The organism is Halobacteriovorax vibrionivorans (genome assembly GCF_003346865.1).
GTDB lineage: Bacteria > Bdellovibrionota > Bacteriovoracia > Bacteriovoracales > Bacteriovoracaceae > Halobacteriovorax_A > Halobacteriovorax_A vibrionivorans.
In genome coordinates this window covers 726777-749705 of sequence record NZ_QDKL01000001.1, presented here as the reverse complement: position 1 = coordinate 749705, position 22929 = coordinate 726777, and the positions used below count along the sequence as shown (strand labels likewise).

General features: G+C 37.3%; 20 protein-coding genes. 16 read left to right on the top strand and 4 right to left on the bottom strand.

Features of this window, described 5'->3' with window-relative positions; translation table 11 throughout:
* The first annotated feature begins 69 nt into the window (after window positions 1–69).
* Window positions 70–1455, top strand: coding sequence for a 30S ribosomal protein S12 methylthiotransferase RimO (gene rimO, locus DAY19_RS03595; protein WP_114705813.1), 1386 nt, complete (start codon window positions 70–72; stop codon window positions 1453–1455).
* On the opposite strand, the gene DAY19_RS03590 is transcribed toward rimO, so the two are convergent.
* Window positions 1452–5240 (bottom strand): Ig domain-containing protein, encoded by a 3789-nt coding sequence (locus tag DAY19_RS03590; RefSeq protein WP_158536772.1) that lies wholly within the window; start codon window positions 5238–5240, stop codon window positions 1452–1454. The two genes, rimO and DAY19_RS03590, sit on opposite strands and share 4 nt — an antisense overlap.
* Before the next feature lie 206 nt (window positions 5241–5446).
* Here DAY19_RS03590 and DAY19_RS03585 point away from each other — a divergent pair, with 206 nt between their 5' ends.
* Window positions 5447–6223: a hypothetical protein gene (locus DAY19_RS03585; RefSeq protein ID WP_114705811.1), complete on the top strand. Its 777-nt coding sequence runs from the start codon at window positions 5447–5449 to the stop codon at window positions 6221–6223.
* A gap of 1 nt (window position 6224) precedes the next feature.
* On the opposite strand, the gene epmA is transcribed toward DAY19_RS03585, so the two are convergent.
* Window positions 6225–7220 carry an EF-P lysine aminoacylase EpmA gene (gene epmA / locus DAY19_RS03580; RefSeq protein ID WP_114705810.1) on the bottom strand — a complete coding sequence of 332 codons (996 nt, stop codon included), beginning with the start codon at window positions 7218–7220 and terminating at the stop codon, window positions 6225–6227.
* A gap of 30 nt (window positions 7221–7250) precedes the next feature.
* On the opposite strand from epmA, the gene ftsY reads away from it, so the two are divergent.
* The 5 genes from ftsY (at window position 7251) to DAY19_RS03555 (ending at window position 11477) form a co-directional block, all read left to right on the top strand.
* Window positions 7251–8471 carry a signal recognition particle-docking protein FtsY gene (gene ftsY / locus DAY19_RS03575; protein ID WP_158536770.1) on the top strand — a complete coding sequence of 407 codons (1221 nt, stop codon included), beginning with the start codon at window positions 7251–7253 and terminating at the stop codon, window positions 8469–8471.
* 42 nt (window positions 8472–8513) lie between these two features.
* Window positions 8514–8819 carry a cell division protein ZapA gene (gene zapA, locus DAY19_RS03570; protein WP_114705808.1) on the top strand — a complete coding sequence of 102 codons (306 nt, stop codon included), beginning with the start codon at window positions 8514–8516 and terminating at the stop codon, window positions 8817–8819.
* 2 nt (window positions 8820–8821) lie between these two features.
* The gene (locus DAY19_RS03565; protein WP_114705807.1) at window positions 8822–9382 is read left to right on the top strand and encodes a 5-formyltetrahydrofolate cyclo-ligase; all 561 of its coding nucleotides are present in this window, start codon (window positions 8822–8824) and stop codon (window positions 9380–9382) included.
* A gap of 16 nt (window positions 9383–9398) precedes the next feature.
* Complete coding sequence (rny, locus tag DAY19_RS03560; RefSeq protein ID WP_114705806.1) at window positions 9399–10958, top strand: ribonuclease Y; 1560 nt, start codon at window positions 9399–9401, stop codon at window positions 10956–10958.
* A 66-nt stretch (window positions 10959–11024) separates the two neighbouring features.
* Window positions 11025–11477: a hypothetical protein gene (locus DAY19_RS03555; protein WP_114705805.1), complete on the top strand. Its 453-nt coding sequence runs from the start codon at window positions 11025–11027 to the stop codon at window positions 11475–11477.
* Here DAY19_RS03555 and DAY19_RS03550 read toward each other — a convergent pair.
* Complete coding sequence (locus DAY19_RS03550; protein ID WP_133296877.1) at window positions 11437–12408, bottom strand: tRNA dihydrouridine synthase; 972 nt, start codon at window positions 12406–12408, stop codon at window positions 11437–11439. The two genes, DAY19_RS03555 and DAY19_RS03550, sit on opposite strands and share 41 nt — an antisense overlap.
* A 112-nt stretch (window positions 12409–12520) precedes the next feature.
* On the opposite strand from DAY19_RS03550, the gene DAY19_RS03545 reads away from it, so the two are divergent.
* The 6 genes from DAY19_RS03545 to DAY19_RS03520 all read left to right on the top strand — a co-directional run bounded on the left by DAY19_RS03545 (window position 12521) and on the right by DAY19_RS03520 (window position 17778).
* On the top strand, window positions 12521–12934 hold the full coding sequence (locus DAY19_RS03545) for an NUDIX domain-containing protein (protein ID WP_114705803.1): 414 nt from the start codon (window positions 12521–12523) through the stop codon (window positions 12932–12934).
* Window positions 12927–13703 carry a hypothetical protein gene (locus tag DAY19_RS03540; protein WP_114705802.1) on the top strand — a complete coding sequence of 259 codons (777 nt, stop codon included), beginning with the start codon at window positions 12927–12929 and terminating at the stop codon, window positions 13701–13703. The genes DAY19_RS03545 and DAY19_RS03540 overlap by 8 nt, the downstream gene beginning before the upstream one ends.
* Entirely contained in the window at window positions 13700–14179 is a 480-nt protein-coding gene (locus tag DAY19_RS03535) for a hypothetical protein (protein WP_114705801.1), read from the top strand. Before DAY19_RS03540 ends, DAY19_RS03535 begins: the two co-directional genes overlap by 4 nt.
* Before the next feature lie 202 nt (window positions 14180–14381).
* Entirely contained in the window at window positions 14382–15728 is a 1347-nt protein-coding gene (locus DAY19_RS03530) for a hemolysin family protein (RefSeq protein ID WP_114705800.1), read from the top strand.
* A gap of 107 nt (window positions 15729–15835) precedes the next feature.
* Window positions 15836–16840 (top strand): NAD(P)/FAD-dependent oxidoreductase, encoded by a 1005-nt coding sequence (locus DAY19_RS03525; RefSeq protein WP_233500233.1) that lies wholly within the window; start codon window positions 15836–15838, stop codon window positions 16838–16840.
* 239 nt (window positions 16841–17079) lie between these two features.
* Window positions 17080–17778 carry a hypothetical protein gene (locus DAY19_RS03520; protein WP_114705798.1) on the top strand — a complete coding sequence of 233 codons (699 nt, stop codon included), beginning with the start codon at window positions 17080–17082 and terminating at the stop codon, window positions 17776–17778.
* On the opposite strand, the gene DAY19_RS03515 is transcribed toward DAY19_RS03520, so the two are convergent.
* A complete protein-coding gene (locus DAY19_RS03515; protein ID WP_114705797.1) occupies window positions 17756–18064 on the bottom strand; it encodes a 2Fe-2S iron-sulfur cluster binding domain-containing protein in 309 nt (102 codons plus the stop codon). The genes DAY19_RS03520 and DAY19_RS03515 overlap by 23 nt on opposite strands.
* 115 nt (window positions 18065–18179) lie before the next feature.
* Between DAY19_RS03515 and DAY19_RS03510 the strand changes: the two genes are divergently transcribed.
* The 3 genes from DAY19_RS03510 to DAY19_RS03500 all read left to right on the top strand — a co-directional run bounded on the left by DAY19_RS03510 (window position 18180) and on the right by DAY19_RS03500 (window position 22923).
* Entirely contained in the window at window positions 18180–19286 is a 1107-nt protein-coding gene (locus DAY19_RS03510) for a Glu/Leu/Phe/Val dehydrogenase dimerization domain-containing protein (protein ID WP_114705796.1), read from the top strand.
* Between the two features lie 251 nt (window positions 19287–19537).
* A complete protein-coding gene (locus DAY19_RS03505; RefSeq protein WP_114705795.1) occupies window positions 19538–20629 on the top strand; it encodes a PorV/PorQ family protein in 1092 nt (363 codons plus the stop codon).
* A 116-nt stretch (window positions 20630–20745) separates the two neighbouring features.
* On the top strand, window positions 20746–22923 hold the full coding sequence (locus DAY19_RS03500; protein WP_114705794.1) for an alpha-ketoacid dehydrogenase subunit alpha/beta: 2178 nt from the start codon (window positions 20746–20748) through the stop codon (window positions 22921–22923).
* Window positions 22924–22929: the final 6 nt, after the last annotated feature.

Below are 22929 nucleotides of genomic sequence, written 5' to 3'. Positions count from 1 at the left end.
ACATAAGACCTTGAAAAAACGTCGGTTGAGACTTATAAGTACCTACTTTCGCTTACATTGGAGACATATATGACTGAGATTTCATCTCAAGTTAACCAAAAATTTAACGACCGCACGGTCTACTTTACTTCTCTGGGTTGTTCTAAAAACCTTGTTGATGCTCAGGTTATGCTAGGGCATATGGGCCTAAATGGCTTCAAGGTTGAAACTGAGCCGCAAAATTCAGAAGTAATTGTTGTTAACACATGCTCTTTCATTGAAGCGGCAAAGCAAGAATCGATAGAGATGATTCTAGACCTTGCAGACTATAAAGATGAAGAGGTCGGAAAATGTAAGGCCCTCGTTGTGTCAGGTTGTATGGCACAGAGATATTCAGATGAACTTGAAAAAAGTCTTCCTGAAGTTGATATGTTTATTGGAACAGGTGAATACAATAAGATTGTTCCTCTTCTAACTGCTTTAGAAAATAATAAATTAGAAAAGAAGTCATTTGTTGAAGTTCCAAGATTTATTCATACTGAATTTGATCCAAGACTTAATACTTCTCCATTTTATACAGCTTGGTTAAAGATATCTGAAGGGTGTAATCGAAATTGTACATTTTGTATTATTCCAACACTTAGAGGGCGTCTTCGTTCACGTACTGTTGAGTCTCTGGTTGAAGAAGCAAAGAAACTTTCTGAATCAGGTGTTCGTGAGTTAAATCTTATTTCTCAAGACCTTTCTGATTATGGAGTTGATTTAAGTGATGAAAATAATCTATTTGAACTCCTGTCTGGCCTTGAAACGGTTGATGGTGTTGATTGGGTTAGACTCTTCTACTTCTACCCAGATGAATTAACTGATGAAGTAATCGAAAAGATGGCAACATCTTCAAAAGTTTGTAAGTATCTTGATATGCCAGTTCAGCACTTCTCTGATTACGTGTTAAAGAGAATGAATCGAAAGATCACTGGTGAGAAGATCATGGAGAGAATTGTTAAGCTTCGTGAGAGAATACCAGGTATTGTTCTACGAACTTCAATTATTGTCGGTTTTCCTGGTGAGTCGGAACAAGATTTCGAAAAACTTTTAGAAGGTGTAAAAAAGGCTCGCTTTAATCACCTTGGTATTTTCAGATACTCTGATGAAGAAGGTACACCGGCCTATCGTCTTAAAGATAAGAACTCGCAGGAAGTGATTGATGAAAGATTTGATCGCTTATATGAAGCTCAAAAAGAAATTGCTCGCGAGCTTAATCAAGATTTCTTAGGTCAAACAGTTGAAGTTTTAGTTGAAGGAACACATGAGGATACTGATCTTTTAATTGTCGGTCGCCACTTTGGACAAGCTCCGGATATTGATGGAAAAGTTATTATCAATGATTTAAATGAGAGAGATTTAAAAATCGGTGACCTCATTGAAGTTGAGATCACCGAAGTATTAGATTTTGATTTAGTTGGTCGTGTGCTTTAGTTATTTTCTTCAAACTCCACTGCAGGGAATGGAATAAGATATCTAGCGGAGATATTTACACTAGAGTATGTTGTCTCTAGTGGACGTGTTAGTTTAACACCGTTACTATATACCCTTTTAATGGTATAGGCATCGCCATTAATCGTCACATCTTGCCCAGAGTATAATCCAAGACCACTAGCTGCAAAGTAGAAGTATTGACTACTTTGTACTCCACTACCTGTGCCTATAGAATCAAATGTAGATGCTATTGACGGCGGATTTGAATCATTACAGCCTGAATATACACCTGTCGTGATCGCAGAGTCATCCCAGTCAGAATATTCATTTAAAGGTTCATCGAACACATCTTCGTTTACACCCTCATCCATATTTCCAGTTGTTACTTTGTCTAGATCATCAAGTACATATGTATTATCCCAATCTCTAACGTGAACATTAATTCGTGCTTGGATCACTGAGAATTCATCAAGACATGTAAAGCTGTAAAATGGCTGAGACTCAATAAATGGGTCCACAATTCCATTAGGGTCACCATCCGCTCTTCGTGAGTGTTCTACAACACCTTTTGCATAGTACTGAGTACTATCACCTGGATTAAAACATGAGTTACTTGTTGTATATGAAGCAATGTAGCGATTAGTAGATGCGCCAATATCAATTGGTGAACTTAGTTCTTCTGTATAATTGAGGCCACTAAATGCTTCGATTATTAATGATCCAAATCCTTCTTCAACTTCGACATCATTAAATAAGTCTCTAATTGGACCGTTACGACATGCGTACATATTTCCTTCACAGCTATGTGTCTTAACTTCAATAGTATTTTCACAAGTTTCAGGAGTACCAAGGTCTGAGTCTGCTTCTGTATAAGTATAGTCAAGAGTAGCATATGTAAATTGACCATCATCACAGTTAACATCATCATATTTTCCAGCACAAAGGTCATCAAGAGTACCATCAAATAAAACACCATTAACATAGATACCATCTACGCTGTAAGTATTTGCAGGTGTAGGGTTACCAGTTAAACCATCATTTGCTGTATTGTCAGCACCTACGACTCCAGCACATTCTGGGCTTGCATTTACAACTTCTTGTACAATGAATCTTGCTGTCGGACTATAGTTTATGTCTGTATCAGATGCCAAAGTTCTGTGAGGTCTCTTTGAGAAAAATGAAAATGGCTGGTATTTAACACTGTGACAGATTCCAGGGCCAACTTTCGCATTAAATGTTAGGTTTCTAAGGTGAATATTATTTTCTCCAATATCAGCAAAGCAATCTATATCAACTACGTCCTCTGTTTCTAGAGCTGTCGTTTTTGGGTTGGATACAATATCACGCTTTTTAATACGACACTGATTAAAAAGATTATCTTCACCATCTTTGTGTAAGTAAAACTTAGGAGTGTTTGCAATATCAATATCAACTTCGAAATAGTCTTCGATTAAGATATTAAATGAGCTAGAAACTGACCCTAAAATATTTGTCGCTGTAACGACAAAGTTTTTAGAAGCAGCTGCTACTTCTGGTATACCAGAGATATCTCCAGTATCTGGATCAAGAGAGAGTCCTGGTGGCAGTTCAGGTGTTACTGAATACACAACTGAGTCTCCTTTTGGAAGAGTTGCAATTAGTGATGATTCAACACCTCTTTGTAATTCAAAAGTAGTAAGCGATTTATAATTTGTAATCGACGCAGCATTTAGTGCATATGGCCTTACTGATGAAAATTGCGCTGGAAGAGAAAGGGTTAGAGACTTCCCATCAGCACTTTGTAATAAAGCTGTATTATCAGTTGAGTTGATACTTGATAAAGATAAACTAGCTCGATTAGTCGTTGTTAGTAAATCCATACCTGAAGTCAACGATGATGTATTTGTAAATGTTGCTTCTAGGACAGGAGCCCATATTTCTTGCATTGTATATGATGTTCCTAAATCACAATCTTCGAGTGTTGTATTACTAGCAATAAAATCTCTATTAGAAGTGGTATCATCTGGATTTTTAACTTGATTTACAAATATATATCCAGCAAGACCCGCATCAGTTGGATTACCTGTTACAATTGCTTTAGCATATTCATTTGATGGGGCTGCGATGAACTCTTGGCAAATAGAAGGTTGCTCTGCTATGTATGTTGGGGTAAACGCCGCTGTAGTGTTCAACTCGAGTATGTGTGTAAGTGAAACTGGCGTTGTTTGAATAATTGCTTCTTCGTCCAAGAATTCCTTATAGTTATCGATAGACGCATCTTTGACAAATTGACCTGAAATAACTTGAACGATTAAGTATTTCTCATTTCCATCAATATCTAAAATTCTTTTAATAATCCCTTTTGCACCTTCTTCAAAAGGAGGAGTTACAGCTGTAGCGACTTCTTGACCTACAGTAAATGATGAACTCGTTTGAACTAAATTTTTAACTTTAAAAGCAGTTAGTTGAGAATAAGATAGTTTTTCTGGTGGATTTACTATCCCGATATCAAATGTAAAGACTCTTTCTGTAATATCATTTGAAACCTTTACTGTATATTCTGATGCCGATTGTAATTCATGATCACTTGTCCCTGATGTATCAATGATATAACCAAACAGTGGACTATCAACATCTTTAACAAGTTTTAAAGTCGATGGTAGATCTGGTGTTATTTCAATATTAGTATGATTGTTATAGCCAATGTGAGTTGCAGGGCCAACACTTGTATCATTAATGAGTTTTAAAATAATATTTGATTCAGGTTGAAAGTAATATTTAACCTTTTCAATAATTCCTTCCGTGTTAGAAAATGGGAATTCATTGTCTATTAGGTCTCCAGGATATAAGTCCCCTGACGTTAGTGTTCCATAAATGGCATTTGCTTCATCTTTATAAGTAATAGTTCCTGTTGCACCACTTGAAGTTGAGAATGTTTCAGACGTAATAGAGTCATCAATTAGGAAGTTTGCATTTGTGTCTAATTGGAAACCTATATAAACAGGTCCCGAGAATGGAAAAGCCACTGTATTTAAATTTGTTCCATCATAGTTGTAGTAACAAGTTCCAGCGTCAAGGTATGTGTCACCTATTGTCGGTATGCCTGGTGCTGATGTACCAATATTAGTACCAGTACAGTTAAAACTAGATTCTACCTCGAATGATAGTTTTTCTGGGATTGGAGCCTGTACAGTTATTGTAGGCATAGATGTAATTGTTATTGTTTCTGCAGTTTCATCAGCAGGACTATAGAAGTTAAAATTTGTATTTGCGGCAGTGAACTTACGAACAGGATCTACGGTGCTACTTGTTAATTGAATTACACCTGTTCTTGAACTAAGGCTAAAAGTTCCTGCGTATGTTGTTGTTAGGTCGGTCCCAAAGTTAAACCCAGGGTTTGATATAGGGTCTAAGAAGTTATTTTGAGTTGAAGGAGTTACAACATAGACACCTTCATCATCTTCTATTGTATAGTCTCCAAATGAACCTGAAGGAATGAGCCTTGTGACAATATTGCTATCACTTTTATTAATAAGTCCAGAATCACCAGTTACAAAAATACTTGTCGGTGATGTTGAATACGAAACAGATGTAGGTGATTCAATAGAGTCACCATCAATAGGAAATCCAAAATCATCTTCGAACTGACTTGGTGGATCGACGACTTCACCAACTGAACTTGATGCATCATCACTTGTTGCACCTTCTTCCTTAAACTTAGTTAAGCTATCTGGCACACATGAAGATGTGATGAGAAGTAAGATTAATAATAAATGGAGTGACGGTCTACCTTTTAACGTTTTCATACAATTATTATCGAATGAAACGTCCATAATCTTTACGAAATTTGAAATAACCCCTGTTTACGGGGGGATAGAGGTATTTCTTGCCTGTGACTTGGATAAAAACTTGACAAAAATATGTGGCTAATTTTTGCTAACTTCCTAAAAATACGAAGGGCATTTATAATGAGGAAATATTGATAACTTATTGTTTTTTTTGGGGGACCATTTTGAAGAAACTCATTATTGTTTGTTTAGTTGCGAGTACGACCTTTGCACAGGTTAATTTTCTGCAAAACTTAAGGCCATTTGTTGAAAAAAATATTTCATCAGAACTTGCGGATAAAATTTGGGGAGCAAAGGACGAAGTTACTTTACCTGAGATACCAACAATTAAAAAAGATGCAAAAGACTTAAGTGTTTATAACAAGAAAAAATATAATTCACCTTTTTCAAAAGAAAAAATGTCTCAATATAATCTCTCTTATATAAATGAGCTAATTAAAGCGACAAGAGGTTTAGAAGCAAATCGAAATGAGTTATCAAAGTGGTATAGTACTCTAGAACAAGGGGGAACACGTGAAGGTGTATATCGTTCTCTTGTTCTCTCTCCTTATTACCAGAGGCTTGAAAATTATAAAGAACAAACTTCAGAGGTTGCCAAAGACTTTACTGTTTCTTTCTTTGGTACATATTTAAATAATGATTTAGAAAAAGCTAAACTTAGTTCTTTAAATATTTATTCCATAAAAAGAATCACGACAGAAAAATCTCTTGAAGTAATGGAGGCCCTCCTCGGTCAAAGTCAGGAAAATTTCAGTCGTTGGTACGCCGTTTTATCTGCTGACTTGGCCAAGAATTATCCAATATGGAGTAGTAAACTAAGAAGTACAAAAGAAAGTGGAGTTCACTTTCGCTGGGCCATGAAGATGACACCTGATATTGTTAAGTCGGAGCTTATCTTGAAGCTACACTTGCTTTTTAATCATCTTCAAAAACAACAATAAACTAATCAAAGAATACGTCTTCTTCAGCTGTAATGGCCATAAGAAGGCGTTCTACTCCAAGTGCAATTCCTGCACTCTTGGGAAGGCCCTTTTCAAGGGTTGAAATAAATCTTTTTGGCCACGGTAGTTTGTAGTGATAAATCTCTTCTTTTAATTTGCTATCTTTTTCAAACCTTTTTATCTGCTCAATCGGATCTGTCAGTTCATTAAAGCAATTACAAATTTCAATACCATGACAATAAACTTCGAATCTTTCACACACTCGAGGATCGTCTTCTTTTATAGTTGAAAGTGCACGTAGCGGCTCTGGGAATTCATAAAGAAGAACGAAAGGATCTTTTTTCATTTCTGGTTCAATATAATTATACATAAGTAAGAAGAAGAGGTCGTCCCACGCATAATCATCTTTATTATCAGAAAGACTTATTCGTTCACTGAAGTTACTTTTTATCTTATTGAATAATTTATCTCTTTCAAGATAGTTGAGAATATCGAATTTAAGCACGGTCTGAAAAATCTCTTGAACAGTAAGTTTTTTTATATCAACTTCTGTCTTATTGCGAACTTGCTCATAACAGTATTTAAAAAGCTGGATAGTATCTTCCATGATCTTCTCATAATTTTCATTAGCTCGATACCATTCAAGCATTATGAATTGCTTGCGGTGTGTTTCACTATTTGGCTCATCACGAAAACAGTAGCTCATAGTGAAGATCTTATTCATTCCTTCGCTCAATAGTTCCTTCATATGAAATTCTGGTGAAGTGTGAAGGTAGAGATTATGAGTTTTTTCTTGATGCACCGAGTGAATTGCAAAGGGATGAATGTGAGTTTCCATTCCCGGATTCTCCACAATTGGTGGTGTTAGCACATCAATAAAACCTTCTTTGTTGAAAAAGTTTCGAATCGTTTGCTGTAATTGAAAAAGAGCTAATTTATTTGCCATATTAATGCCGTTTTTTGACTTAAAATATTGATTTTTATACTTACTTATCATATCTCTAAAGCACACAAAATGGAGAATTATATGTTGCAACTCGTTGCTTTTCTACAGTCTTGGGCAGACCAAGCTGGAATGAATATCATAATCACAATCGAATATGCTTATGCCTTTATTGCTCTTTGTTCGGTAATAGGTGTGAGTGGTTTCACTGGGCTTTTCTATCTTGTGAAACCAAAGGCAAAGCTGCCTCCACCAACTAAAATAGAGACAGAAGAAAAAGATGAGCCTCAGTCACAAGCTGAAGTATTAGAAGTTGTTGAAGAAGTAAAAAAAGAGGAAGAGGAAGAAGTCCTTGAGCCGACTAAGCCAGAGAAGTCATGGAAAGATCGACTTACAAAGGGTCTTTCACGCTCTCGTGAGGGAGTTTGGGGAAAGATCGGAAGTATCTTTGGCCGCGGAGGTCTTGATGAGGATGCACTTGAAGAAGTCGAAGAGCTTCTCTATGGAGCAGATCTTGGGCCAAAGGCAACAAGTGAACTCATTGAAGATCTTGAAGAAAAGGCAAAGTCTGGGGATTTTGATGAAGCAAAATTTAAGTCATATATTAAAGACTTTTTGAAAAATAAAATGGCAAGTGTACAGGCCAATAGTCCTGGTGATCTGTTTCAATTCGAAAAGAGTGATTCAAAATTACCTAAGGTCATAATGATTGTTGGTGTTAATGGAGCAGGAAAGACGACAACTATTGGAAAGCTTGCGACAAAGCTTACTAATCAAGGAGCAAAGGTTGTTGTTGGTGCGTGTGATACATTCCGTGCTGCGGCAGTTGATCAGCTCCAGGTGTGGTGCGATCGCGCAGGTGCAACAATGATTCGCGCAAAGGAAGGGGCCAACCCAAGTGGTGTTGGTTATGACGCGCTTCAGGCTGCAATGAATGAGGAAGCTGACTATTGTATCCTTGATACGGCGGGGCGTCTTCATACAGCGGGAAATTTAATGGATGAGCTGACTAAGAGTAAGAATGTTCTTAAGAAGCTGATGGAGGATGCACCTCATCATACACTTTTAGTTATTGATGCCATTACTGGACAGAATGCAATTCGCCAAGCGGAAGAGTTTAATAAGGCATTGGATCTAACAGGTCTAGTATTTACAAAGTGTGATGGATCTTCGAAGGCCGGAAGTGCAATTTCAATTGTTGACGCACTTCAAATACCAATTACTTATATTGGTGTCGGTGAAAATGTCGAAGACCTGAGTGTGTTCAATTTAGATGAGTATCTTGACGCACTGGTAGGTAATTGATTGATTGACTGGAATCCTTTGTAGGACTACAATTGAATTACTATGGATATAAGTACGGAAGTAAAAGAATATCAAGTTTTAGGTCATAATTTCAGACTCCAAGAGTCTGGAGAAGATGAGATTGTTTCTGCGACAGAAATTGTTGAGTATGTTGATACGATCGCAAGTAATATTCGCCAAAAGGCCCCTTCAATTTCTAACTCACAATTGGCTGCACTTGTGGCACTAGAGTTAGCGAAGGAAAAGTTATCTTTAGAGAAAGAGTATAAACAAGAGATCACAGATGTGATGTCTCTTTCTGATAATGCCCTGAGATTGATAGAGGAATCACTTCCAAAGACTCACTAATCATGAGTTCGGAAAAGAAAAACCTTCGTAAAGAAGTTTTAAATATCATAGCGCAGATGGATCCTCAGGAATTTGAGATTCAAAGTGCAAAAGTTGTTTCAAACCTCGTTACTCTTTTTAAATCCGAAAACTTTTATCCGCAGACTCTTGGGATCTTTTATCCGATTCCAGGAGAAGTTAATTGTCTTAACTTAAAGGTACTGGGGAGCTTAGCATTTCCCGTATTTGATGAAGACTCAAATGATATGGAATTTAAGTCTTCATCATTAAGTGAGTTAAAGACTATTAATGCTTTTGGTAAAGAATTTAAGGTGCCTTGTGAGTCATCTCAAATTGTTGAACCAGATATTATATTAATCCCAGGTGTTGCTTTTGATGAGTCAGGGCATCGCTTAGGAAGAGGTAAGGGTTATTATGATCGATACCTCACAAATAGAAAGAAGAAAGAACCATTAAAAATAGGCGTTTGCTTTAATCAGCAGTTACAAGAAAGCATTCCTTGCGAGCAACATGACCAAGTAATGGACTTTGTTGTAACAGCAAAGAAAGTGATTAAAGTGTGAATATAGGGAGAGAGTAATGAGTACAGATTTAATCTTAGCATCACTTCTTTTTCTTGTTCTTGGACTAGCAGTTGGTTTTGTTATCCGTAACCTTCAGGCCAAAAAAGAATTGGCCGAGCGTGAGGCAAAGGGTGATGAAATCATCAACAAGGCTAAAGAGCAAGCAAAAGAGATTAGCTATAAAGCGAGAAAAGAGGCAAAAGAAGCGGCCCAAGAAGAAAAGAAGGACGCTGATAAGTATGTCCAAAAAGTTAAGCGCGAGCTTAATGATCAAGAAAAAGACCTGAATAAAAGACAGGCCAAGCTTGAGTCTAAAATGGATGAGCTTGATGAGAAAATGAAGAAGCTTGATAAGAGAGAAGACGAAGTTAAAGAAAAAGAACTCGACGCTCTTAAAGAGAAAGAAAAGTATGTCGTTCGCCAAGAAGAATATGCTGGAAAGCTTTCAGAAGTTGCGGCCATGACAAAAGAGCAGGCCAAAGAAGAACTTCTAGAGACAATGAAAGAAGACGCTCAAGTTGATTTCACTAAAATGATTAAACGCATGGAAGAAGAGGCAAAAGAAGAAGCTGAAAGCCGTGCTAAGAGAATCGTTGGTATTGCAATTCAAAGATATGCTGGTGAACATGTTGGTGAAAAGACAATCTCAACTGTTGATCTTCCATCTGATGATGTGAAAGGTCGTCTAATTGGTCGTGAAGGTCGTAATATTAGAGCATTTGAGCAAATCTGTGGTGTTGATTTAATTATCGATGATACTCCAGAGATCGTTGTTATTTCTTCATTTAACGTTGTAAGACGTGAGATCGCTAAGGATACAATTGAGAAGCTAATTGCTGACGGTCGTATTCACCCAGCAAAAATTGAAGAATTTCATGATAAGTCAAAAGCTGAATTTGAGAAGAAGCTTCTTACACTAGGTGAGAAGGCACAAATGGAGATTGGTGTTCACGGTATTCACCCTGAGATCCTTAAGCTTGTTGGTGCATTAAATTTTAGAACTTCATATACTCAAAACCAATACCAGCATGCAATTGAAGCAGCATTTATTTGTGGTTCAATGGCAGCTGAGATGGGTCTAAATATTAAGCAAGCTCGTCGTGCGGGTCTTCTACATGATATTGGTAAAGTTCTTGATGCTGCGGCCGAGGGATCACACGCTGTTATCGGTGCTGACTTTGCAAGAAAGTATGGAGAGTCTGCGGACGTTGTTCATGCAATTAGAGCTCACCACGATGATGAGAAGCCGGAATCAATTCTTGCTCATATCGTTGCAGCTGCTGATGCGATTTCTGGTGCAAGACCAGGAGCTCGTAAAGCACTTACTGAGTCTTATGTTTCTCGTCTTACAGATATCGAAGAAATTGTTAATTCATTTGAAGGTGTTAGCAAGTCTTACGCTATCTCTGGTGGACGTGAAGTACGAGTTTTTGTTGAGAATGAAAAAATCAACGATGAAGAGACGGTATTATTATCTCGAAATATTGCTAAGCAAATTGAAGAGCAAATGTCTTATCCTGGAACGATTAAAATTACAGTTGTTCGTGAGACTAAGGCCGTTGGAGTTGCGAAGTAAAACTAATTACATTTATAATAGTAAGAGGGCACCCAATAGGGTGCCTTTTTATTTTGGAGAAAAGTAATGAAGATGAAATTAGGCATTCGCTACTACATTTTTTTTATTCCCACTTTTGTTATTTTCTTTATTGCTTCGGCCGTCCTTAATTTTTCAACAGAAGAGTATATTTGTTTCTTTACAGCAATAGCCTTTGCAGGACTTTATTGTCATCCAGATCGAGTCTCATATTTTGAGGGGCGAACAAATCGTTTTAACTTTGCCAATGCTGTTATGAGCTTCTTTTTAAATTTAGAAAAACGGTTTCCAGATAATACGTGGGGAAACTTCTTTGTAAGACAAATACCAGGCTTTCTTTTCTTTCTACTTGTATCTTTAACAGGAGTGTCAATTCAAGGTTGGCTAGTTTATTTTGGCGGAGTCATTCTATTTGAGATAACTTTCTTTTTCTATTCTAAAAGTGTTTTAAATTATGTTGCTAAGAATAGCGATGAACGAATTGATCAAGATGATCTTTAAATTCACGAAGTTCTTGTGATCTCAAAAACTTACCTCTAATTAATTCAAAGTTCTCATAATCATCAAAGAGATAGCGACAAAATGCTTTGAATCTCTTAAGTATTGTCGATTCTGGATAGCCAAACTTTCGGTATTCTTTTTCTAATTCATAGAAGTAGAGATCAAGGTTTTGAGCTCTTAACTTTAAGAGAAATTCTTCACTGATAAAGTCTGCACGCCCCTGATATTCTTTATAAATTGAAGCAAGCCATGGCGTCTTTAAGGCACTTCGACCACACATAATCGCATAAGGGTCACATTGGTCATAAATGCGATCAATATCTTCAATTGTCCAGATATCACCATTTGCAATGATTGGAAGAGATGAGTGCTTAACAGCTTTTTCAATATAGCTCCAATCGGCAACACCTTTATAAAGCTGATCGCGGGTTCTCGCATGAATTGTAATTCCATCAACACCACAATCTTCAAAAAGGTTTAAGAGGTCAAAGAAGAGCGAGTCATCGCGATAGCCAATTCGAATCTTAACCGTGAAGACATTTTGAAATGATTCACGAATATCTCTTATGATTTTTTCAAGGGCCTTAAGGTCAGATAGAAGATAGGCTCCCCCTTTATTGGAGTTGACTTTCTTTGAAGGGCATCCAAGATTTAAGTCGATATGGTGATAATTGAGTTCACTAATTAAATTAATGGCCTGCTTCGTTTGTGCAATTTCTGAGGTTAGAAATTGATAGGCCGTCTTAATGCTATGAGACTTCTTTTTTAAATATTCTTCACCGTAGTGTTTTACTAGTGTCTTTGTATGAACATTACCCACCGATGGAATTCGATAAAAATCTGTTGAATAATAATCCCAGTCACCAAATGCCCTTTGAATGGCCTCGCGATAAGGGCCATCTGTTACACCTTCCATCGGCGCAAAGATCATAGAATGTTTATCAAAAGGTAGTTTTCTCACTGAGCTTCTTATAAACAATCCGCTTATAAAAAGCTAGCACAGCTCTTTAACATTTCAATATTTTTAGGGTAGATATAATCTTATGGAAATATCAATAGTTATACCTTATCGCATAGAAGAAGATGGAATTGTTCTCTTCGGACAAAAACGCCAAGAAGATGGCCCACTGGATGGAAAGTTTGAATTTCCTGGAGGCAAGATTGAAGATGGTGAGTCATGTGAGGAGGCTGCTCGTCGAGAATTTTTAGAAGAGGTAGGCTGTGAATTAAATAAAATTTCCCTTTTTACCCATCTAAGCTTCAAGTACCCCGATCGAAGTGTCTTTCTCTATGTCTATGTTACTGATTATATTGAAAGTATGAACCTTATTGCGCAAAAGATATCTTTTGAAAACGCTCAAAATGAGGTAGAAGAGCTTAATATTCCAGATGCAAATAAAACAATAATTATGCGCTTAGTAGAACATTTCTTACGAGAGAGTAAATATAATGAGTAATACATTTGAAATCGCAAAGTACTTTTTCTTGGCCGCAGGCTTTGGAGTATTTGCTTTTGCACCTGTTGCGAACTCAAAGATGACTGGTGGAGGTTTTCAAAAGCTTCTTTCGACAACATGTTTAGTTAGTTTATTCTTTGCAGCTATCACTCATATAATAACGGGTCACAGTGCAACTGATCTTGAAGCAATTCTTATTTATATAAGTACGATTTCAATCCTCTTTCATCATCAATTACACAATCACTATGATGAGAAGAATACGGCACTATGGATTCTTTATGCTATCCCAACTCTTTTAGGCTTTATTGTTCTTTATTTATTTCAAGAAAAGAATTTATTAAATTACTTATATGTCGCTTCGTCAGTCTATTACTTAGGTGCAATTACATATGCTATGATTTTAGGTCACTGGTATCTTGTAACGCCAAAGCTTTCAGAGCTTCCTCTTAAAAGGGCCACTCTGGCGATGTGGGCACTCATTGGGATTAAGCTTATTTGGACGGCCGTTGAACACACAAAGCTTGGGCCATATTTAACAGAAGGGACACAACTTGGCGGCGGTTATGCCTTTAATTGGTTAATGGTTATTATGCGTGATATCTGGGGATACCTAGTTATCTTTGCAATGAGTATATTTGGTTGGAAACTTGTTTGCATGAGAAGTACACAAAGTGCTACAGGTGTTTTCTATGCCATGACGATTTTTATCTTCATTGGTGAAATTATTGCGATTTATTTATTTTATACATATGGATTACTACTATGATGGAAATTACTTTAACTTGTAAAGAATGTGGCTCAGGGGTTTCATTTCATCCAAATAAGGATGTAAGTGAAGTTGAATGTCAGATCTGTCATACAAAAACTGAAGTTCATATGAACGAAGATCACGAAAAAGGCATCTTAAAAGACTGTCCTTGTTGCAAGCGTAAAGACTTTTATAAGCAAAAAGACTTTAATCGAAAAGTGGGTGTAACCCTATTTGTAATTGCCGCTCTCTTAACACTTTATATGGCCACAACTCAATATGCTCCATATTCAGTGGCCCCTTTTATTATTTTATATATTTTTGACTTCGCTCTTTTTAAGCGTCTTCCGCCTGTGGTTATCTGCTATAAGTGCCAGACGATCTTTAGAAAAGTCTGTAATATCAGTGAGATATATGACTTTAATCACGAGATGAATGACCGAATTGTGTACTCGGATCACGACTTCAAGGGTGAGCAGCTAGATCATCACTAGTGAAGAAATAAACCTATATCCTTGAAATTTATAGAGTTATGATGTATTGAATCACATCAGGAATACTGATAAAATATTAACTATTGAACAGGGTGAGATAATCTCTCTATGCCCGTAACAAGGATACATTTTATAGAACCTCCGCTTTATTGTTGTTTCTTAAAAAACTCCAACTCCATTTCGTTTAAACTAGGACAAGGCAATGACTGATGTTAGTAGCCTTGAAATTGTCTCACTAATCGTTTGCTTTATTGGCTCAGGTTTTTTCTCTGGCTCTGAAGCCGTGTTGCTATCAATTCCTCATGACCGAGCAAGCCAGCTTATTCAAGAAGGTGGAGCAAAGGGACGTGCCATTGCATTTATGATTGATCGTCCAAGTGAGATTCTTACAACGATTCTCGTAGGGAATAACGTCGTTAATATTTTTGCTTCATCTCTTACAACAGTTCTAGCAACTCGTCTCTTTGCCGATGATGCCATAGGAATTGCTGTTGGTGCCACGACTTTTATCATTTTAATCTTTGGTGAAATTATTCCAAAAACTTTTGCTCGTACACACGCTGAAAGTATGTCTTTTTTCGTAATTCGAGTTCTTCAAATTTTCTACTATCTTCTTTATCCTGTAATTAAGATTATGGTGTGGTTAATCCATACTGTTCTTGGTGAAAATGCTCAACTTACAGGTCGTATTGTAACAAAAGATGATCTTGAGTTTATGATTCAAAAAGCAGAAAAAGAAAATACGATTGATCACAAGCAAATTGATCTTTTTAACTCGATCTTAGAGTTTCCTAAGATTAAGGTTAAGGATATTATGATTCCTCGTAGGGAAATCAAAACAATTCAAGTTAGTAGCTCTTACAAAGAAGTTATTAGTGAAATTGAGGAATCGATTCACTCTCGTTATCCAGTATGTGATGGTGAAGTTGATAATATTGAAGGCTTCCTTCACGTTAAGGAACTTGCATTCATCAAGAAGGACCAGCGCGATAATTTCACATTATCTGAACACTTAAGAGAGCCATTCTTTGTCTACGAGCATATGAAGATACAGGCCGTATTTGATCATATGAATCGCAAGAAAGTTCACATGGCACTTGTTAAAGATGAGAACGGTTTAATCGTTGGTATTATTACTCTTGAAGATATCATTGAAGAGATACTTGGAGAAATCCAAGATGAGCACGATGATGATATCGATCAGATTACAAAAGAATACGAACAAAATGATCTTATCGACGGTGTGGATATTGATGGGGCCACTAACTTAAGAGATCTTGATCATGACTATGATATTAAGATTCCACTTAATGATAATTATTCAACCCTAGCAGGTTTTCTACTTGATATGCTTGGTAATAACTTCCCTGAATCTGGTCAGATTATTATTTGGGAAGGTTATAGTTTTGAACTAATTGAAGTTTTTGATTATGAGATCAAACAGGTCAAAATCAAAGATGTCGATGGTGAAAAGCATTTCTTCTCTAAGAAAGAGGCCAAAGAAGCAGTCGACTCAGGTGAGGATCTTGTCGATATTCCAGTAAAGTAACTATCTAATTTCATCATATAGTTAATATATCTTTATATAGAGGGAATCTATTAGATTCCCTCTTTTTGTTAGTCTATACTTATTGAGAAACATAGATGGAGAAAATTATGTCTAGCGAAAAATTTGATATTGCAGTAATTGGTGGCGGGGCCGCAGGAATGATGGCCACACTAAGAGGTGTATTAAATAACGATAAAGTTGTGATGTTTCCAGGTTCTCCTCGCGATAAGAAGCGTTCACGTGAGAAGTGGGTCTATAAGGTTGAGAATATGCCTGGTACACATAAGTATAAAAAAGGGATCGAAGAACCTAATAAGGAAACTCTTGAGTGGATTCAAGAGTCTGAATTTAAAGATAATCTCACTTTCGTAAAAGGAAAAGGTGTCACAGAGGTCACAAAAAATGATGATGGCTCTTTTAAGCTCATTGATAGTGATGGAAGCGAGTATGAAGCAAGCTATGTGGTCCTTTGTACTGGAATCATGGATGTTCAGCCTCATTTTAACGACAGCATTAAACCAATACTTCCTTTTGCTAATGCACAAACAGTAGACTACTGCTTAAGATGTGATGGACACCATGTCTATGATAAGCACACATCGATTATAGGGCACACTTCAGGGGCCGTGTGGGTTGCTGTGATGCTCAAGGAGAGGTACAACACTCCTTCGATGTCGATCCTTACAAATGGAGAGACTCCTGACTTTAGCGATGAAGTTAAAACTCTAATCAAAGCTTATAATATTGAAGTTTTCACGGAAAAAATTGTGGATGTACTTGGAGATCGTAAAGAAGGACAGGTTCAAGGTTATAAATTTGCAAGTGGGCGAACTTTAGAATCAGCGTTTTCTTTTGTTTCCCTCGGGACTATCGTTTATAATGAATTAGCAAAGGCCATTGGCGCAGAAGTTGATGAACGTGGCTACGTTCTAGGCAATGAAAAAGGTGAAACGAATATTGAAAATTTCTATGTTGCCGGTGACCTGAGGGCCAATAAGAAGAAACAAATTTATACAGCATGGGATATGGCCGTTGATTCTCTAGATGATATTAACGCCAAAATTCGCCGCAAGAAGAGGGCAGCATTATTAACATCAAAAGGTTTAGCTTAGTTCTTATATTTACTCTGATAACTTCTGTCTTTAGGACAGAAGTTGTCTGGGCCTTAAATAAAACAACTCATTATAAGAGTCTCTATCAATCAAAACCAAAATTATCTAAAAAAGAAATAGCAAAGCTAAGAGAGCTTACAGTCGTTTTCTTACCAGGAATTCTATCTCAATCAGCAATAAAGAAATCAGGTCAAATTTTAAACCTATCCTATTTTGTAGGTGATTACTTTAGTGATTATATGGAGTTATTAGAAGAGCACAAGATTCCTTTTAAAAGAATTATTGTGGAATCAGAGGCACCGGTTAAAGAGAATGCACGCTTCATTAAATCAAAGTTAGATAAGATTAAAGGGCCACTACTTATTATAAGTCACTCTAAAGGTGGTCTTGAATTTCTAGAAGTTTTAATAAACCATCCAGAAGTGAAAGATCGCGTAGTGGGTTGGGTGACAATGCAATCTCCGTTTCGTGGATCAGTTCTTGCAGATTACTTTATTGATGGAACAGTGACGAAAACGCTAATTGGCTGGGCCTTCTACCTTCTTGGTGGTGACATTAGTGGAATGCAGTCTGTAGGTACGGCCGAAAGAAAAAAGTATATGAGTGAGCATCGAGAAGAAGTCATGAAGGTTCTAGGCGATGTTAACTTTTTACAATTCATTACCTTTATTGATGCTCAAGATGGACGAGAGTCTCTATTAGAATCAAGCCGTAATTATATTTATAATCGTGTCGGTCGAAATGATGGAATGGTGGATATTCAATCTGCTCTTTTTAAGGATGAACAATATATTATCGTTAATGATGTTGATCATCTGATTACTGTCTTAGATCAAGAACGATTAGATTTTTATAAAGATGGAAATAAGTCTTGGGACTTTGATCGCATTAAGCACTTTCGTGCTTTAATTCAACTTATTTTAGAGAAGAAAATTTAATATCACCTAGAACCTTAGCTCGACAGGCCATTCTAATTTTACCTTCTTCAACTTCTGGATGCTCACCAGCTATTGCATCAATTGTGTTTTGCTCAATGATACCTGGTTTTTTCATGTTTTCTTTTCCCTCAATGATCTGTATACGACATGAGCCACAAGAGCCACTCAAGCATCCATGAGGTAGAGTCTTGCCTTGATCCTGAAGTGCGTCAAAGATACTTTGATTTTCATCGATCGTAAATTCAGTACTTTGCCCATTCTCATCGATTAGTGACGCTTTGTGCATACAGTTTTTATCCTTGAAAGTTTATTGTTCTTTTCACTATTGTAGCACTATTTTAAGCAATTTAAATTGCCATGAAATTTCGGGTAATTATTGCAATCAATTAAGGAGATTAAGCATGCCTAGTTTTGAGAGACTATACAAAGATGGACACGAAGAAGTTATCTTTTTCAGTGACCCAAGTTGTAACCTAAAGGCAATCGTTGCGATTCATAACACAGTTTTAGGACCAGCTCTTGGTGGAACTAGAATGTGGCCATATAATTCAGAAGAAGAAGCAATCAATGATGTATTAAGACTTTCAAAAGGGATGACTTATAAAGCAGCTGTTTCTGGTCTAAACCTTGGTGGTGGAAAGGCCGTAATTATTGGTGATCCAGAAAAGGATAAGTCAGAAGCTCTTTTCCGTTCATACGGACGTTTCCTAGAGTCTTTAAATGGACGTTATATCACAGCAGAAGATGTAAATATTGGTGTTGATGATATTGAGCACGTATTTACTGAAACAAATAATGTAGCAGGTGTTGCTGAAATCCATGGTGGTTCAGGTAACCCTTCTCCATGGACAGCTCGCGGTGTTTTCAGAGGTATCGAAGCAGCTTGTATGAAAGTTTACGGAGACCGTTCACCAAAAGGTAAAGTTGTTGCGCTTCAAGGTGCTGGATCAGTTGGTCGCTACCTAGGTGAGTACTTATACAATGAAGGTGCAGAAGTTTACGTATGTGATATCAATGAAAAGAACCTTGAACTTTTCAAAGAAAAAGTTCCAAATGCAAAGGTTGTAGGAATTGATGAAATCTATGATGTGAAGATGGATATCTATGCTCCATGTGCACTTGGTGCAACTATCAATGATGAAACGATTGAGCGTCTAAATTGTAAGATCGTTGCAGGTGCTGCAAATAACCAACTTGCAGAAAATCGTCACGGAAAAATCCTTAAAGAAAAAGGAATCCTATACGCTCCAGATTACCTAATCAATGCTGGTGGTCTAATGAACGTTTCAATTGAATTTGAAGGTTGGTCAGAAGATAAGGCAATCAGAATGGTTGATACAATCTATGATACAACAATGAAGATTTTCGAAATTTCTGAAGAACAAGATATTCCAGTTTATCAAGCAACTGATATCCTTGCAGAATCAAGAATTGAATCAATTAAGAATATCCAAGGGAAGTTCCTAGGTCACGTAGGACACCGTTTTCCAGGTAGGAAGAAGCGCTAGCGTCATTGACTGGCTAAGGCCAGTCCATTGGATGCTACGCTAGCTCCCATTGCAATGAAATGAAAAATATATTCAACAAGCCGGGTTCAAGCCCGGCTTTGTTGCCTCTGGAGCAATGGGAAAGCTATCGAAATAAAGAGTCGATAGACATATTTCGATATAAGGGCCCGTTTTTACGGGCCTTTTTTGTTTATGTCGGCATCTTGTGCCACGAGTTAATATTAAGGTCTTCTTAAGGTAAAATTAACTCCGTGAAGAAGTTGATTTTATTACTCCTATTAATTCACTCAAGTATTTATGCAATACAATTTGAGGATGCTGTCTTTCCAGAGATTGTTACTTCATCTCGTGCCCTTGCCATGGGAAATGCATTTATTGCAAAAGTAGATGATGCATCCGCTGCTTTCTATAACCCAGCAGGCCTTGGAACTTATCGTGGAAAACACTTTCACCTTTCAAACTTTCAATTTGAAACCAATAAGGGATGGATGGAGACTCTCTTTGGTGGAGATGTAACTGGTAACGCCGGTGATATTTTTGATGCACTATCGCTTGAGGGTGCAAGAAAACTTCTCAATCAAAATAAGGGAACAGTTTCACATAGTCGTTTCCAAATGATGCCAAACTTCTCAACTCGCTATTTCTCTATGGGATATGTCTATGCTGTTCAACAACGAGCTTTTATTGGTGATCAAGCTGGTGACCAATTTGAATATGCACAAAGAACTGATCACGGTCCATACGCAGCTTTTAACTTTTCACTCTTTGGTGGAATCGTAAAAATAGGTGCTACCGCAACTTATCTATTTAGAAAGGAAGCAATCGGGACAGCTGATCCAGCGGTTGCATTAGATCTACCAGATACGGCCTACAACCAAGGTAAAATGTTATTTTTTACTACTGGTTTTCGCTTAACTCTTCCATACACATTTCTCCCAACTCTTGCCATCACTTCACATAATACAGGTGGTACAAGTTTTGAGCAGACCGGAGGTCCAGCAGCACCAGCTGATATCAAACAAACTTTTGACTTAGGACTTTCTCTTACACCACAAATAGGTAGAACGATGCGTGTTCACATGGAATTAAATTATAAAGATGCGCTAGGTGAACACTCGAATGTCGACACTATTAGAAAACTTGGACTTGGTTTAGAGTTTGATTTACGTCGTATTTTCTATTTCCGTTTAGGTTACGGTGACGGTTTTGGTTCCGGAGGAATTGGGATTAGAACGAGAAAAATGGAGTTTGATCTCTCAACTTATGCTGTTGATACAACAGATTCAGACTTCAGAGGACAGGTCGATCGCCGATATGTGCTAGGAATCTCTAGTGGTTTTTAAAGTTAATCTTCTAAATACCTGAAATTTGTCAAAACTTATACTCTATTTTAATGCACAGCATGTGCACCTTTTGCACTAAAATTGGTAAGCTAGCCCCACTTAAAAAGGGGCGTTAAATGCTTGATAAAACTGCAAAAGGATCAACTGTGGGATCTAACAAATTAGATAAGAAAAAAGAGATTATTAAAAAGTACAATCTTTCAAAAGAGGATCTAACTTGGATGCTTCGTAATGTTTTCGTTTCAAGAAAGCTAGACGATGCTGAGATCACAATGAAGAAACAATCAACAGCTTTCTTCCAAATCTCTGGAGCGGGACACGAAGGTGTTTTAACAGCTCTTGCAAAAGTTCTAAAGCCAGCTCACGATTGGTTTATTCCTTACTACCGAGATAGAGCACTATGTACAGGTCTTGGTGTAACTCCATATGAAATGCTTTGCCAAGCAAATGGTAACATCGGAGATACAGCAACTCATGGCCGACAGATGCCAGCTCACTGGGGGAATGTAAAACTAAATATCGTTCAAAAGTCTTCATGTACTGGAACTCAATTTCTACAGGCATGTGGTGTTGCTGAAGCAGGACTTGCTCTTAAAGAATTAAAAGAAAAGCATAATTACGATACATCAAAATTCTTAGTTGAAGATGCTGAAGTTGTTTATACTTCATGTGGTGATGGAACGATTGCTCAAGGTGAGTTCTGGGAAGGTCTAACAACAGCTTGTGCTAATAAACTTCCTGTTCTTTTCCACGTTGAAGATAATGGTTATGCCATTTCAACAATTACTTCTAAGCAAACTCCAGGTGGATCAATCTCTAAAGCTCTAGATGAATTTCCTGGTTTAAAGATTATTGAATGTGACGGTAATTGTCCTATTGAATCTTATAAGGCCGCTGAAAAAGCAGCAAAGCATATTAGAGAAGGAAAGGGGCCAGTTCTTCTTCACTCTCATGTAACTCGTCCATACTCACACTCTCTTTCTGATGATCAGTCAATGTATCGTACAAAAGATGAGCTTGCTGAAGAAAAGCAAATCGACGTATTTAACTCTTACCCAAAGACTCTTATTGAGCTTGGTGTAATGACTGAGAAAGAAGTTAACGATCTTCTTGAAGAAGTAACGATTGATGTAAGACGTGCAATGAAAGAAGCTGTTGATACTGAATGGCCGGCTCCTGAATCTGCACTTGATCACTTATATTCTCACGATGTTGATCCAACTTCATCGGATTTTGAAACTGAAGGTTCATTTGAAGGAAAAACAGATATTCCAATGGCATCAGCAATTAATGCTGTTCTTCGCTCTGAGTTTTCTAAGAACCCACTTCTAAGAATGTTTGGAGAAGACGTTGCCGATTTCTCTGATCTAGAAAAATTAAAAGATCCAGAACTAAAAGGTAAAGGTGGTGTATTTAAGGTATCTTCAGGTGTTCAAAGAGCATCTTTAGAAGGACAAGTATTTAACTCACCACTAGCAGAAGCAAATATCATCGGTCGTGCAATTGGTATGGCAATGAGAGGTCTTAAGCCTGTTGTTGAAATTCAATTCTTCGACTATATCTGGACTGCTTATATGCAACTTAAGAATGAGATGGCGACGACTCGCTACCGTTCAGGTGGAGACTTTAAGTGTCCAATGGTTGTGCGTGTTCCAATCGGTGGATACCTAAGAGGTGGATCGATTTATCACTCACAATGTGGAGAGTCTCTATTCACTCACGTTCCAGGTATTAGAGTTGTGTTCCCATCAAACGCAGCAGACGCTGCTGGTCTTTTAAGAACTGCTATTAGATCAGATGATCCTGTTATGTTCCTAGAGCATAAGCACCTTTACTACCAAGGTTATAATCGTACTGCTGATCCAGGTGAAGAATATATGATTCCATTTGGTAAGGCCCGTGTCGCAAAAGAAGGAGCGGACGCAACTGTTGTTGCTTGGGGTGCATTAGTTCAAAAATCAATTGATGCCGCTAAGAAAGTCGAATCTGAAACTGGTAAGACGATTGAGGTTATTGACCTTAGAACACTTGCTCCATTTGATATGGATTCAATTAAGAAGTCACTTGAAAAAACTAATCGTCTTCTTATTTGTCACGAAGAAACGAAAACTTCAGGCTTTGCTGGTGAAATCGCTGCATGTGTTAACGAAGAATGTTTTGAAGCACTTGATGCTCCAATCCTTCGTGTTGCTGCAAAAGACTCTCACGTTGCGTATTGTCCAACTTCAGAAGATTATATTCTTCCACAAGTTTCAGACGTATACGAACAACTTAATAAACTTCTAAGTTATTAAAATAAA